Raw genomic sequence first — 12,790 nt, 5'->3', positions numbered from 1 at the left:
TTAAGACAACTTAACCAAAGTGCCCAATATTAAAATTGCAATGAACGTAAGTCCCATAAACTCAGGAATCCAAGTCCATTTCCTACGAACGCTATTTGATTCCCAAAAGCCTAGAATGATAGCAAGTAAAATGACCATTGGAGCAATCATAAGTTCACGTGCAAAACTATCCAAAACTTCGTTTTTAAACAACTTCGAATGTTCCAGTGCCAATTTCACAAGAAACACTAACAATGTAGAAAGTTTGATTGAACTTGCCAATTCAAAGACTCCCAACTGTTTTCCCGATGCTTCCAAAATCATTGCTTCATGAACCATCGTTAATTCCAAATGTGTTCTTGGATCGTCGAACGGTGGCTTTGCGAGCTCTGCGAGAATGGCAATAAAAGACAAAGACAAAAAGAGCAGTCCAATCAATGCACCTTGCGGACTTACGGAAATTTCAATATGAGATTGGGCTGCAAGTATCATCAAAATAAAAGTAGGTTCTGCCATCACAGATAGAAGAATTTCTCTTCCTGATGCCATACCTCCAAAGGACGAAGCTCCTTCCATCGCAAAACTCACGTAAGAGAATCGATACAAAGCCAGAAAAAATGGGATCAAAATGAACGGGGCCCATTCAAACAAAACAACACTCCAAATCATCACCGAAGAAAACAAAGCAACTCTCGGAGCCAAATGAGTAAAATCTGATATATTTGTATGTGAAATAGGATTCTTTCTTAAAGACTTATCCACTTCCCAAAAAAACTGTAAAAGCCGAGGGCCACGCCTTCCTTGCGCAAAAGCCCTCACCTTTCGGATAATACCCGTTAGCAAAAATGGTAGAACAAGAAACAAAACAAAAAGATAAATATAGTATAAAACTGAATTCATCTAGAGACCTCCAAAATCGCCCAAAATCAAAAGTGAGAAGATGAAAATCAAAAACATAGAAGAGATCGCGAGATACTTACTCACATCTTCTTCTTTTGGATGATTCGTAGCCGATACAAATCGTGTTCCAAAACGAAACACGGAAGAAATCCCTTTGATCAGAAAAGAATCCACTTTTGATTCACCTTCTTTATTTAAAAAATACCTTCCCAGGGAATTTCTCAAAGGTTCAGAAAAAACAGATGTTGGTATGGAGAGTTCATGACCACTATAACCTCCTCCACAATCCCAATTTTTTGTTTTTTGTTCCCCATATTTTTTTAACTGATAACGATCATACAAACGGAAAACAAACACAGCCCCAATGGTTACATAAGAAACAATCGATAAAGTCCAAAACCACTCCGCTAACTGCGGATCAACGAATGGGCTAAGCATTGGAAGTTTCACAAAGTATGGCATCGCCAATGGAAATCCCAAAATGACCAAAGACAAACTAAATAAAGAAATCTTCACCCATCTTCTTTTTTGTGGTCCAAATGGTTGGATATTGATGTCTTTACCTGGGATCGACAAAAACAAACTCAAAAACAATTTGATATGTGTAAATCCTCCCAGGACAATTCCAAAGAAAATAAATATCATCGAAGGCAAAAGAAAAATAGAACGTCCGATCGGCATGTCCAAAATCCGAGCATTTAGATAAAAGTAAGTTGCTTCAGAAACAAACCCCAATGTTCCAGGAAGAACTGCATAACTAAAAGTTCCTGCTCCAACTAACAATGGAGAGATTCCCAGCAATCTTCCAATTCCTTTTAACTCGTCGCTTGAACTGGAATTTTTAAGCCTTGCAACCATTCCGATTGAAAACAATTGAAATGTTTTGGAAAATGAATGATGGAACAATCCAAGAAAAAACAAAATTCGAAACGAGTTACTCAAATTCATCAATTCTGAATCAACCGAAAATTGAAACATCCCAGCAATGATCAAACATAACCATAGGAAGTTAATCGATTCCACAGAACTATATGCTAATGATATTTTTGGATCTTTATGAAAGAAACTAGTAATACCGCCAAAAAAAATTCCTAATGCAGCAAGCGGAAACAAAATTTGATAAATGATTGGATCTAATTGATTTGGAAGCACATACCGGTAGAACAATAACAAAGGGAAGACTTCAAGAACCCCTGCAAAGGAACCCAGCGCATGAGATGGACCACCTTCATTTACCTTAGGTATCCACAAATGGAATCCAGAAAAACCTGATTTGATCAAAAGCCCTATTAAAAGTAAGATAATTCCGACATTATCTCCATCGGGTAACATAACCCAGGCGGAAAGAAACAAAGCGGCAATACCGGAAGCCAGTAGTAAAGATCCCAAACTTTCGATCTGTTTTTTTCCAAACTCAGTTCCTGAATAGATCAGAATTGTGGAAAAAGATGTTACTTCCAAGGCAATGGGAAGAATGAGCGACTTCCCTGATAAATAACAAACTCCAAGGGCAGACCAGAAAATAACATACCCTATGGTGACTTTGTTTTTTTCCTTCGGTTCATAAGACTGAACCAACATAAAAGAAGAAAAACCGATATAGGCTTGGATGACAAGCCCAACCAAAATGGGAAAGTCAACCGACAATACATCGTAATTAGAAAATAAGAATATAGCAAGCGGCGAAAGCGCAGATATACCTACCAAGATCGATCTGAAGATTGAAATTCTTTCATCTTCTAACATAACTACCTCAAAAATTAAATTTTAAAGAAATAAGTTTGTTATGTGAATTTGGGAGATCCCCGACGATCCGGGAACTTAATAGAAACGATATTAGGTGCAAGTAAAGCAGCGATTGAGAAAGAGTAAAATTGTATGATGGAAATGGAAACGGGAAGTGTGGGAATATAAATAAAACCCTCTTCTTCGCTAGGTGGTTCTTCGGAATTATTTTCAGAAACGAAAATTTCTCCAGACTCGGTAAACTCCGCAATAGAAGTCCAAGCCTGCGACTTACCGAATACTAAAACTGAAACAATTAGTATGAAAAATATACGTGCTAACAATCAGTTTTACCTTAATCTTGATATTCTTGACTGTCTTATATATGGGAAGTTATTTTTCGTGAGCAATGAAAAAAAAGAGTCTGTCATCAAAACGGCCATCCAAATCAAAAATGTAAACAAAAGTTTCCGACAAGGAGAAACAACCTTCCCTGTTTTGAATGATATTTCATTCGAAATCGCTGAGAAAAAACTCGTTACGCTAATGGGTCCTTCAGGGAGTGGGAAATCAACGCTACTAAACCTACTCTCAGCCATTGAATCTGCAGATTCTGGACAAATCAATGTATTTGGAAACCAACTCAATGGAGCGACAGAAAAAGACCTTACCATTTTCAGACGAAAAACAATAGGAATCGTCTTCCAATTTTTTCACTTATTCCCTTATCTGTCAGCCATAGAAAATGTTTCTTTGCCCCTCTATCTTTCCGGCACAACGAAAAAGATTGCTGAATCCAAGGCAAAAGAGGTCCTCTCCCTGGTCGGATTGGATCATAGAAAAGAATTCACCCCTAAAGAAATGTCTGGGGGAGAAAAACAAAGAGTATCAATTGCAAGAGCCATTGTGCACCAACCAAAATTAGTCCTTGCCGATGAACCAACTGGTAACTTGGACTCCCATTCTTCGGAAATGATTATGCAATTATTCAGTCGATGTGTAAAAGACCTAGGTATATCCGTATTTCTTGTTACACATAATGAACAAATTGGTCAATCGGGAGACATTAACTTACGGATGTTAGATGGTAAAATCAAATCAAAATGAAAATGATTTATTATTCATTTATACTTGGGTATTTTAAAGACCACTTTCCAAAAATGATACTCTCAATCTCTGGTATTAGCCTTGGAATTGCCTTATTTGTAAGCACCCAAATCAACGCTTGGAGAGCTGAAAAAAGTGTATTAGACCAGATGATAGGTTATTCTTCAGAAAATTTTATGGGAAGGTATGTAGCCAATAACCAATACAAAGGGGCAGATGATCGATTTTTGAAAATAGTAGAATCTAATGTTCCGGAAAACATTCGGGTTGAACCCGAATTACAAACCAAAGCCACGTATTCATCTACAAACAATCAAATCCAAAGTATCCCTGTCATTGGAAGAGACATCCTACAAACAAAGATAACTAATACCACAAAAGAACCAATAGAAAAAATTCCAAAATATTTACTCAGCCAAGCTCTTGCCGAGCAATTGAAAATACATACGGATAAAATCACTTTGTCTATTTGTGAAACAGATATCCAACTGCAAAAAGACAACTTTGATATTTTACCAATGGAAGGAATTTTTCTCGTCATGGATATCACTAGACTACAATCCATCTGTGACAAACAGAAACTACTTACATCCATTTGGCTAATCAATGAAGTAAACCAAACACAATTACCAGAGATACCGATCATAAAATCGGATGAATGGACTTTTGAATCAAAAAACCAAATTATAGAACGAGCTGGCGTTGTATTAAGTTCTTTAAAAATAAACCTAACAATTGTTTCACTGGTCTCTGTCCTGATATCTTTTTTTATGGTTTCGAATATGTTTACGGGCCTTTTTTTATCTAGAAAAAAGGAATTTGGAATATTTTTATCCATTGGATCCAGTAAACAAAATAACTTTTTATTATTCCTTACACAAGCCATAGTCATTGGAACTTTAGGCGGGATCGCTGGAGTTATATTAGGAATTTTGGTTGCCAACACAAACTTCTTAACAACGGTAAACACAATCACTGATGCCAACCAAATCAGTTCTTACCAAAACATTCCAGTCTCTGTCATCTTATCAGGTCTGACTATTTCCGTCGTTGGCTCCATCATCGCATCAATTTATAATTCATACAAAACCTTTCAAATTTTGCCCATTGATTTGATTAGGGAAAAGGATTCTACAAATCCCACTAACCTCTTTGGACTATCAAAATTTTCGAACTCTCTAATTTCCCTCGCCTCCTTGTCTCTTGGAATTTACTTAGGATTTTTTCAAATCGCAAAACAAATCTTTCCAGGAATGATCGGTATAGGATTCATTATATTCGCCTTTGTATTATTAAATTTTTTATGTTTACCTTTTGCGATTCATAAGATAGACAAACTTTTATCAAAGATCCGATTTCACCCTAGCTTTAAAATTGGACTAAAAGAAATTCAATCCGAACCTTGGAAACATGGACTCACCGCATCAACCATCATGTTATCGAGCTCTCTTGTCCTAACCCTCACGAGCCTCACAGAAAGTTATGAACAATCCGTTGTTCGTTGGGTCAATGAAGAAAACAAATCAGACTTTTCACTGATCAACGAAAAAAAATTGAACTCAGGAGAACCAGGTGTTCCTGTTTTTCTTTTAGAAACAATGGCCAATGATCCAACCTTTTCAGCAGTTGAACCTTTTTACATTGATTCCAAATTTATTGTGAACGGAAAATATTATACCTTACACGTGTTCGACTTTTCAAACCAATACAACAAAGACGAAATTATTGCCTCAAACAACTTATGTTTTTTGGATCATATCTGCAAAGGCGATTTGATCACCATCAATACAGAAAAAACACCTCAATTACAGATAAGAATTCAGGATACTAAAGAACATTTTTTTTCAGAACGGGGTACCATCATGATGGACTACTCTTTCTTTCAGAAAAATTTTAAAGTTAGATTTCTAAACTCTATCAGAATCACACGGAACAAAAGTAGATCAGAAGAAGATACAATCAGACAACTAAGAAAAATAACAAAAAAATACGATTTAAAGTATATAAACCAAGCGGAATTAAAAAAACTTTATCTCGAAGGAATGAACAAAGTGTTCTCAATACTAGATACTTTAAAGGTATCTGCGCTAATAATTTCGATTTTGGCACTGACAACTTCACTCGTTTATTTTATCAGGGAAAAATCACAAATGTTAGCTGGATTAAAATCAATAGGAATGAGTTCATTTCAAATGTTTCAAATGATCTACTACCAGGCATTATTTCTTGTTTCTTTTGGAATTTTATCTGGGATTCTTAATAGTATCGTTTTATCGCCAATCGTCATTTTTGGAATCAATCGAAATGCCTTTGGGTGGGTTCTCGATTTTCAATACCCATTCTCATTTGTAGTAAAACTCCCGATATTAATACCCGTAATTACATTTATAATTTGCTTGATACCCTTCTATTTTCTAAAACAGATGAATATTTCAAAAGAATTGAAATATGAATAATTCTTTACCGAAAAGGTGCTATCTGTAACTTTTATTTATGGCGGGAAGTATCAAAGTTTGTTTGGAACTGGCAGATATGATTCGAAAAGAAAACCTCGAATCAAGAGAAAAAATCCCTACTTCCGATACACACTTACGAATCTGGTCTTCCCAACTTTCCAGAACGGAAGAAGATTTAAGAAAACTTCTGACAGCACTTAGAGACAGCCATTATATTTTTATCGTATCAGTTGTTGCACCAGATCCAAATTTATTTGTTTATGGTGAAGACGCTTATGTATTTGCCGAACCATTCATTCTGAATGAACTAAAAAAACATTCAGAGGACTCGTTAGAAAAGCTATACGAAGCAAGTAATTATAAAAGAAAATCTGCATTTCAAATAACGAGAGAGTTGTTTCCCAAAATCAAAGAATTTAATAACACTCCTCTTGGACGTTCCATCAATGTTTCAGTAATGCTCGAAGAGTTTCAACGAATGCTCACGGCGCAAAGTTATGAATACACTGACCAGTGGCGGAGAAACAAACTCCAAGAAATTTTCAAAGATGAAATCAATGCAGCAGAAGAATTAGCGAATGCAACATCAGCTCGAGACATGGACCCAACTAAACGGGCCGTCGACCAATTAAAAGAACAAGGGCCAAAGGAAAAAATTGACCAGAATTGGGTCAAAGCCAAAGAAAACTTTTCAACTGAGTTCTTATTACGAGTTCATTTTAGAAAGTATGAATTTGATGTGGTCAAAAAACTAATACAAACAGGCAAATTAAAAGAAGAAAAAGATATTAAATATGTTCGAGACACTCTGCAATTAATGGAGAATCGAATGGAGCAAGATAATCTTTTGAAAAGATATGCCACAGAAATGATAGAACTGAGACGATATGCCCAAGCAAAACTGAATTTACTTAGGCAAAGTGTTGGATCAAAACAAGAAAGTTGATCTTAGTTTTTAAGCCAGCCCGACTTATCCAATTGGATATACACCTGAAAGAAAAATACTACCAAACTAATAAATATCATTCTCCTTTTTAGAGAAAACTGACTGATCGTGTGATTTTGTTTTTCAGGTAAATACAGTAAGTATATAATTAAATTCACATTAAAAAACAAACCCAAAAATTCCGGTGATAGAATCGGGAACTTACTTTTAATGAACGGAATGTAAGTAACTACTAATACGAGTAAACTTGGAACAAAATACAGAGGTGTTTTCAAATTCCACAATCTATCCTCTGTTAAATCAACAAGCCTCTTAACGCCGGACTCTTTTTCTAATATGGATACCAACTCATCTTGTGATTCTATATTCACGATAGGATGAATTTTCTCTTTTGTTTCCAATACAATTCGGTCATAACCACGAAACTTATCGGTGGTTATTTGTTCTAAATCCTTTATCCTGATACTTGCGCAATTTCCATTAGAATCAAATTGTTTTAGCGAGCCACCTTCAATTTCAATCTTTCCTGATGATAAAATTTCAATCTGTTTTAAATAGTTTTTTCTCAAAAACCAAAAGAACAATGCTAACAAAGGAAGAAAAATTGTAAAAAACTGTAACCTCCCCTCTTTGGGAACCTGGAGGCTGTTATATGCGACAAAAACGACAAACAATGAAATGACTGCCCAAGTTCTCTTTATTAACTTGTTCCTGAACAATTTTACGTCATATAGAAATATCTTTTTTGCACTCATTTAAAAAACTCACTTTTACGAAAGATTGATTCCATCTGGATTCCAGACTTTTCTAAATTTTCTGCACCACCTTCCTCTCTATTCAAAATACAAATTCCTTTGGTGACCGAAATTCCTGCTTCTCGTAATACTTGGACTGCTTTGAGAGTTGATCCTCCAGTGGTAATCACGTCATCCACTATCAAACAAGATTTAGTTTCTTTCCAAAAACCTTCAATTTGTTGGCCGGTCCCATGTCCTTTCGCTTCCTTTCTAACAACAAGTGGGTAAATGAGTTTCCCTTTCCTTTGATACGCCAAAGCAATCGAATAAGCTAATGGGTCTGCTCCGAGTGTCAATCCACCCACTGCTTGGAACTCCAATCCTAGTTTTGGAATGATTTCCTCTACAAAACAATCAGCAAGAACGGCAAGTCTCTCCGGATGAAGGGTAATTTCCTTACAATTAAAATAATGATGAGATTCTAATCCGCTCGCCAGCCGAAACGGTACTTCTGAATAACGGTAAACATGAGATTTCATCCAAAGGAAAAGCTGATCGCGAAGAGTTTGAGACATATTCCAATTATTTTTCCAATTCTGGTGGGAAAAGTATATTTTTCTTTCAGGGAGATTATTTTATTTGACTATAAAAAGTAAATCGCTTTATTTTTACATTCACTTACTAAAGAAAGTCGCTGTAAAAATAAATTGACTTTCTAATTAAAGTAAGTTACTTTTTATACCACTTCACTTTTTCCAAAAACTGAACTAACCCAAAGATTCTATTTTTGACGATTCTGGTTGGCTCGCAGGCCCAAAGTAGAGAAAATCAACCCCAATGAGCAAGATGATCCTCAGATTACCACTTAGAGAAAGAAAAAAACAGAGCATTCAAACCTCCATTTTGCAATCGGCAAAACTATTGTTCCAGGAAAAGGGGTATTCAGCCGTTACCGTATCTGAAATTGCAGATTCAGCAGATGTTTCTGTCAAAACCCTATTCACATACTTTCGATCGAAAGAAGACCTCGCATTTCAGGATGAAATTTTATTCTGTGATGAACTGATTAGATGTCTTTTGGCTAGAAAAGAAACAGATTCTTTATTTGAAGCATTCAAACAGTTTCTTTGGAACTTAATTCAATCGATTGACCCAGAAGTTTTAATCGAATCATTGCCGGGTTTTCATCCATGGATGGACAGTCCAGATTTGGAACAGAGATATCTATTGCTTTGGGAACATTATGAAATCAGGTTGGCAGACGCTCTGCAGCTAGATAGTGACAAGAATGAGTTCAACCCAATTTTAAGGGTAATTTCAGCACAAATGATATCCGTTATTCGGATATTAGGTTCAAAAGCCTTTAAAGAATACTTACAACCGATACCAATTGCACTTAGGCATCGTGCATTGGAAAAATGGCTCCTTGGATCACTACAAATGCTGTCAGGGATCCAAGGATATTCAAATACAAAGAAATGAATTAATTGATACGTGTTTTGTCCGAAAGTGTTCCAAGGAAGAGAACAATTTTTTTGGTTTCTTCATCAGAGAGCTTGATACCTAACTGATGGAATGCCATCTTTTGAACTGCCTCATCCAAGGTTTTGATTTGGCCATCATGAAAGTAAGGGCCAGTCAAAGCAATGTTCCTTAAACTTGGAACCTTAAAGGAAAATTTATCCTCAGCTTTTTTAGTTACATTGTAAAGTCCAAGGTCAGCAGTTTTGTATTCATTCACTAAACCAATTTTTCTGTAAGAATTACCACCAAGTAGATTTCCAGAATGGCATGAAGTGCATCCAGCAGAAAGAAAACTTTTAAACCCTTCTTGTTCTTCTTTCGAAATGGCCTTATGATCTCCATTGATAAAATCATCGAAACGTGAAGAAGTCACGAGCGTTCTTTCAAAAGCAGCAATCGCACCAGCCAAATTGTCGTAAGTGACTGCATTTTTTTCATTTGGATAAGCTTTTGCAAATAATGCAGGGTATTCAGAATCTTCGTTAATTCGTTTCAAAACTTCCTTTTCGGAAGGCATTGCCATTTCCACTGGGTTAAGAATTGGACCTTTAGCTTGTGCTTTCAAATCAGCTGCTCTACCATCCCAAAATTGTACAAAATGGAATCCTGCATTAAGCACAGTCGGTGAGTTCCTATCTCCATTTTTTCCGAATGCACCGGGAGATGTAGAAAGGTTGTCTACTCCTGCTGCCTTTCCTTCCACGTTGTGACAAGAGTTACAAGATTGCGTTTCATTAAGGGAAAGTTTTTTCTCAAAATAGAGTTTTTTACCGAGTGAAATTAGTTCCTGACTATCATTTTCCGAACCAGGCATTTTTGCAGGAAGTGCACCAATGATTTGTTTTGCTTTCACTTGCAAATCTTTGGTTTCAGGTGAAGGTCCGCAATTAGCGAACGCCAAGAATAAAAGGGAAAAAAGAAAAGGTGTAAATATTTTTTTGAGCATATCGATCCTCTAACGGATAATGCTGAGATTTGTTCAGAATCGGCAAGTTGGAATTATTATACATTGAGTCTAAATTTGGAATAATATTAATATGCATCGAGATTAAGCAGTTTGGAAGATTTACAGAGCAGCTTGCTCCAAGGAATTCGTCGAAAACAAACAGATTTAGTCAAATGAATGGCACCAAAATTGCGACAAAGTGACAAACTGTAAAAAGTAACTCCCTGACTCTATTGGCACGATTTATGCTTATAGTTGCTTTAGATCTTTAGGAGCTACATATGTTAAATACAAGACGAACCGATCGAATTGAATCTTTGGACTGGGATGATTTGGTCTTAAAACTCTTTTCTATTAATGAAAGGCCGGAATTCCTACTCGCAAAAATTGGAAATATTTCGGAACTTGGGGTGAGTGGTTCGGTCGACCAGGATATCCAAATAAAAGACAGAGACCTTGTCACAGGAATCATTGAAAGTGACTTAACTAGATCTCGTATTTCATTCAAAGGCAAAATTGCCTGGATGAAAGAAACTGACCAAGGACTCCTCTTCGGGATCAAATTTTCAGAAGAACTTATCCTACCTAATTTTATCATAGCCAGGTCAATTGCAGAATCGGCAGCCTAAAGCTTAAAAAAATCAGGATTCTAGGTTAGTTTCTAACGAGAATCTCTCGATTTGGATCCAATCTGATCCGATATTAGTGGGGAAAGCTATGTCCCAAGTCAAACATTTGATATCTTGGCAAGATTGGAGCGACGGAGAAATCCGAGAACTCCTCGAGTTTGCAGTCTATGTAAAGAAAAATCGCGTTTATTTTTCGGGACATATGGCTGGGCGGTCTCTTGCAATGTTATTCCAAAAAACATCAACAAGAACCAGGGTATCTTTCGAAGCAGGAATGACTGAACTTGGTGGACACGCAATTTTTCTAGATTGGATGGCTTCCAACTTCCTACTTTCTGATATTGATTTCGAAGGAAAGTATCTTTCTAGTAATGTTGCCATCATTATGGCTCGACTCAAAAAACACGAAGATCTTCTTGTATTAAAATCTGGTTCAACAGTGCCTGTGATCAATGGATGTTGCAATTTATTTCATCCTTGCCAATCTCTTGCAGATATACTGACTATAGTAATGGATTCACCAAACGACTGGCAGAAGAAAAATCTATGCTATATTGGCGTACATAATAATGTAGCAAACTCTCTCATTGAAATCACTGCCGCTCTGGAAATCCACTTAACACTTGTAACACCGATTGCTTCAGATGATTCTATTGTCAAAGAATCGATAGAACGAGCAAAAAAGAAAGGCACTATTTCCTGGGAAACAGATGTCAAAAAAGCTGTGACTCGTGCAGATTATGTTTATACAGATACTTGGGTGGATATGGAATATTTTAATGACCCAAAGTTTCAAAAAGAAAAAGAAGAAAGAATTCAATTGATGATGCCATATCAGGTTAATTCGGAACTCTTAAAAAACACAAAAGCAAAAGTGATGCATGATATGCCTATCCATGCAGGTTATGAAATCACGAGAGAGATGGTTGAAAGCGATCGCTCAATCATTTTCACTCAGGCAGAAAACAGATTGGATGCACAAAAGGCTGTTATCCTAAAACTTTTAGAAAACCACAATTAGACAAAAAAACCCAAACGAAATTACAATTCCGCGTGGGTTTTTGATTAATTCTTTAATAAATAAATTTGTATTGTAGAATTAGATTTTGAATCTGCAGAATTTTCTTTTTCACCAATAATTGGGATGATTGAATTGGTATCAATCGACGATTCTTTTGAAAGCTTTGATTTAATTTCATCGTAACGACGTTTAAGAAGTCGAATTTGGAAACCTACATCACCCACAGTGTTGACTTTCCCATATAGAATCACCTGCACTTTTTCTTCGGGTTTTAGTATCTTTTGGCCTAAAACAACCAGTTTATTAATAGATTCTTCGTTTAATCTATAGTCGTCCGACTCAAAAAAAATAGATTCGATTGGTTCAGAACTTCCCACCGGTTTCCAAAAAGCAAGTTTCGATTTTTCCAAGTTATTTTCACCGTCACCATTCCCTTTCATCGATTTTTCCACTTGCTCCCAAGGACAGGAACGAATATAATCCGTTGAGGAATTTACTGAAAAAAGAAAACCCAAAGTTGTGATGATGATGTCCAAAGGTTTTGCATAAGATTTTGTTTCGATCACATAACCGTTACTTGTTGCTTCAAAACTTTGAGAATGATAAATTGGGAGTAGAAATAAAACTCTAAAGGTTCTGATTTCAGTCTCTATCGTCTGACACTGAAGAGAAATATTCGATTTTGTATGTAAACGAGTTTCTAATGGAATACCCCTACTTGCGCAAGAAAACAAGGTAAGGAACAAAACCGAAGTGATAAATTTTGAAAGCATAAGGTCTCACTATTTGGAAGTATGCACAAACCATTGAGGTAACTTCA

13 protein-coding genes are annotated in these 12,790 nt (G+C 36.1%); 6 read left to right on the top strand and 7 right to left on the bottom strand.

Annotation, left to right across the window (positions count from 1 at the left end):
• The 3 genes from EHQ47_RS11095 to EHQ47_RS11085 are packed head-to-tail and all read right to left on the bottom strand — an operon-like array spanning window position 1 to window position 2,948.
• Window positions 1-879: an NADH-quinone oxidoreductase subunit H gene (locus tag EHQ47_RS11095; RefSeq protein WP_135777196.1), complete on the bottom strand. Its 879-nt coding sequence runs from the start codon at window positions 877-879 to the stop codon at window positions 1-3.
• Window positions 880-2,625, bottom strand: a complete 1,746-nt coding sequence (locus EHQ47_RS11090) for a proton-conducting transporter transmembrane domain-containing protein (protein WP_135777195.1) — start codon at window positions 2,623-2,625, stop codon at window positions 880-882.
• A 38-nt stretch (window positions 2,626-2,663) separates the two neighbouring features.
• Complete coding sequence (locus EHQ47_RS11085) at window positions 2,664-2,948, bottom strand: hypothetical protein (protein ID WP_135777194.1); 285 nt, start codon at window positions 2,946-2,948, stop codon at window positions 2,664-2,666.
• Window positions 2,949-3,006: 58 nt separating this feature from the next.
• Here EHQ47_RS11085 and EHQ47_RS11080 point away from each other — a divergent pair, with 58 nt between their 5' ends.
• Genes EHQ47_RS11080 through EHQ47_RS11070 form a run of 3 tightly spaced genes read left to right on the top strand, consistent with a single transcriptional unit; the run spans window position 3,007 to window position 7,113 of the window.
• Window positions 3,007-3,711, top strand: a complete 705-nt coding sequence (locus tag EHQ47_RS11080; protein WP_135777193.1) for an ABC transporter ATP-binding protein — start codon at window positions 3,007-3,009, stop codon at window positions 3,709-3,711.
• Window positions 3,708-6,167, top strand: coding sequence for an ABC transporter permease (locus EHQ47_RS11075; RefSeq protein WP_135749002.1), 2,460 nt, complete (start codon window positions 3,708-3,710; stop codon window positions 6,165-6,167). Before EHQ47_RS11080 ends, EHQ47_RS11075 begins: the two co-directional genes overlap by 4 nt.
• Window positions 6,168-6,204: 37 nt before the next feature.
• Window positions 6,205-7,113, top strand: a complete 909-nt coding sequence (locus EHQ47_RS11070) for a hypothetical protein (RefSeq protein ID WP_135749003.1) — start codon at window positions 6,205-6,207, stop codon at window positions 7,111-7,113.
• A 2-nt stretch (window positions 7,114-7,115) separates the two neighbouring features.
• Here EHQ47_RS11070 and EHQ47_RS11065 read toward each other — a convergent pair whose 3' ends face one another.
• Both EHQ47_RS11065 and pyrE read right to left on the bottom strand, forming a co-directional pair.
• Window positions 7,116-7,868 (bottom strand): hypothetical protein, encoded by a 753-nt coding sequence (locus tag EHQ47_RS11065; protein ID WP_135749004.1) that lies wholly within the window; start codon window positions 7,866-7,868, stop codon window positions 7,116-7,118.
• Window positions 7,865-8,425, bottom strand: coding sequence for an orotate phosphoribosyltransferase (gene pyrE / locus EHQ47_RS11060; protein WP_135749005.1), 561 nt, complete (start codon window positions 8,423-8,425; stop codon window positions 7,865-7,867). Before pyrE ends, EHQ47_RS11065 begins: the two co-directional genes overlap by 4 nt.
• Before the next feature lie 262 nt (window positions 8,426-8,687).
• Between pyrE and EHQ47_RS11055 the strand changes: the two genes are divergently transcribed.
• Entirely contained in the window at window positions 8,688-9,332 is a 645-nt protein-coding gene (locus tag EHQ47_RS11055; RefSeq protein WP_135749006.1) for a TetR/AcrR family transcriptional regulator, read from the top strand.
• A gap of 1 nt (window position 9,333) precedes the next feature.
• On the opposite strand, the gene EHQ47_RS11050 is transcribed toward EHQ47_RS11055, so the two are convergent.
• On the bottom strand, window positions 9,334-10,320 hold the full coding sequence (locus EHQ47_RS11050; protein WP_135749007.1) for a cytochrome-c peroxidase: 987 nt from the start codon (window positions 10,318-10,320) through the stop codon (window positions 9,334-9,336).
• Window positions 10,321-10,601: 281 nt separating this feature from the next.
• On the opposite strand from EHQ47_RS11050, the gene EHQ47_RS11045 reads away from it, so the two are divergent.
• Window positions 10,602-10,949 (top strand): LEPBI_I2431 family sigma-54 regulated protein, encoded by a 348-nt coding sequence (locus tag EHQ47_RS11045; protein ID WP_135694900.1) that lies wholly within the window; start codon window positions 10,602-10,604, stop codon window positions 10,947-10,949.
• A gap of 88 nt (window positions 10,950-11,037) precedes the next feature.
• Window positions 11,038-11,970, top strand: a complete 933-nt coding sequence (locus EHQ47_RS11040) for an ornithine carbamoyltransferase (protein WP_135749008.1) — start codon at window positions 11,038-11,040, stop codon at window positions 11,968-11,970.
• 44 nt (window positions 11,971-12,014) lie between these two features.
• Here EHQ47_RS11040 and EHQ47_RS11035 read toward each other — a convergent pair whose 3' ends face one another.
• A complete protein-coding gene (locus EHQ47_RS11035) occupies window positions 12,015-12,743 on the bottom strand; it encodes a hypothetical protein (protein WP_244290319.1) in 729 nt (242 codons plus the stop codon).
• Between the last annotated feature and the right edge of the window lie 47 nt (window positions 12,744-12,790).

The sequence above is a fragment of the Leptospira bourretii genome, from assembly GCF_004770145.1.
Taxonomy (GTDB): Bacteria; Spirochaetota; Leptospiria; order Leptospirales; family Leptospiraceae; genus Leptospira_A; species Leptospira_A bourretii.
Note: the sequence above shows the minus strand (reverse complement) of the source record. Positions and strands in the feature narration are given on the sequence as shown.

Coding starts and splice junctions, on each gene's coding strand:
- EHQ47_RS11095 (WP_135777196.1), bottom strand. CDS start 879: ATGAATTCAGTTTTATACTATATTTATCTTTTTGTTTTGTTTCTTGTT.
- EHQ47_RS11090 (WP_135777195.1), bottom strand. CDS start 2,625: ATGTTAGAAGATGAAAGAATTTCAATCTTCAGATCGATCTTGGTAGGT.
- EHQ47_RS11075 (WP_135749002.1), top strand. CDS start 3,708: ATGAAAATGATTTATTATTCATTTATACTTGGGTATTTTAAAGACCAC.
- EHQ47_RS11070 (WP_135749003.1), top strand. CDS start 6,205: ATGGCGGGAAGTATCAAAGTTTGTTTGGAACTGGCAGATATGATTCGA.
- EHQ47_RS11065 (WP_135749004.1), bottom strand. CDS start 7,868: ATGAGTGCAAAAAAGATATTTCTATATGACGTAAAATTGTTCAGGAAC.
- pyrE (WP_135749005.1), bottom strand. CDS start 8,425: ATGTCTCAAACTCTTCGCGATCAGCTTTTCCTTTGGATGAAATCTCAT.
- EHQ47_RS11055 (WP_135749006.1), top strand. CDS start 8,688: ATGAGCAAGATGATCCTCAGATTACCACTTAGAGAAAGAAAAAAACAG.
- EHQ47_RS11050 (WP_135749007.1), bottom strand. CDS start 10,320: ATGCTCAAAAAAATATTTACACCTTTTCTTTTTTCCCTTTTATTCTTG.
- EHQ47_RS11045 (WP_135694900.1), top strand. CDS start 10,602: ATGTTAAATACAAGACGAACCGATCGAATTGAATCTTTGGACTGGGAT.
- EHQ47_RS11040 (WP_135749008.1), top strand. CDS start 11,038: ATGTCCCAAGTCAAACATTTGATATCTTGGCAAGATTGGAGCGACGGA.
- EHQ47_RS11035 (WP_244290319.1), bottom strand. CDS start 12,743: ATGCTTTCAAAATTTATCACTTCGGTTTTGTTCCTTACCTTGTTTTCT.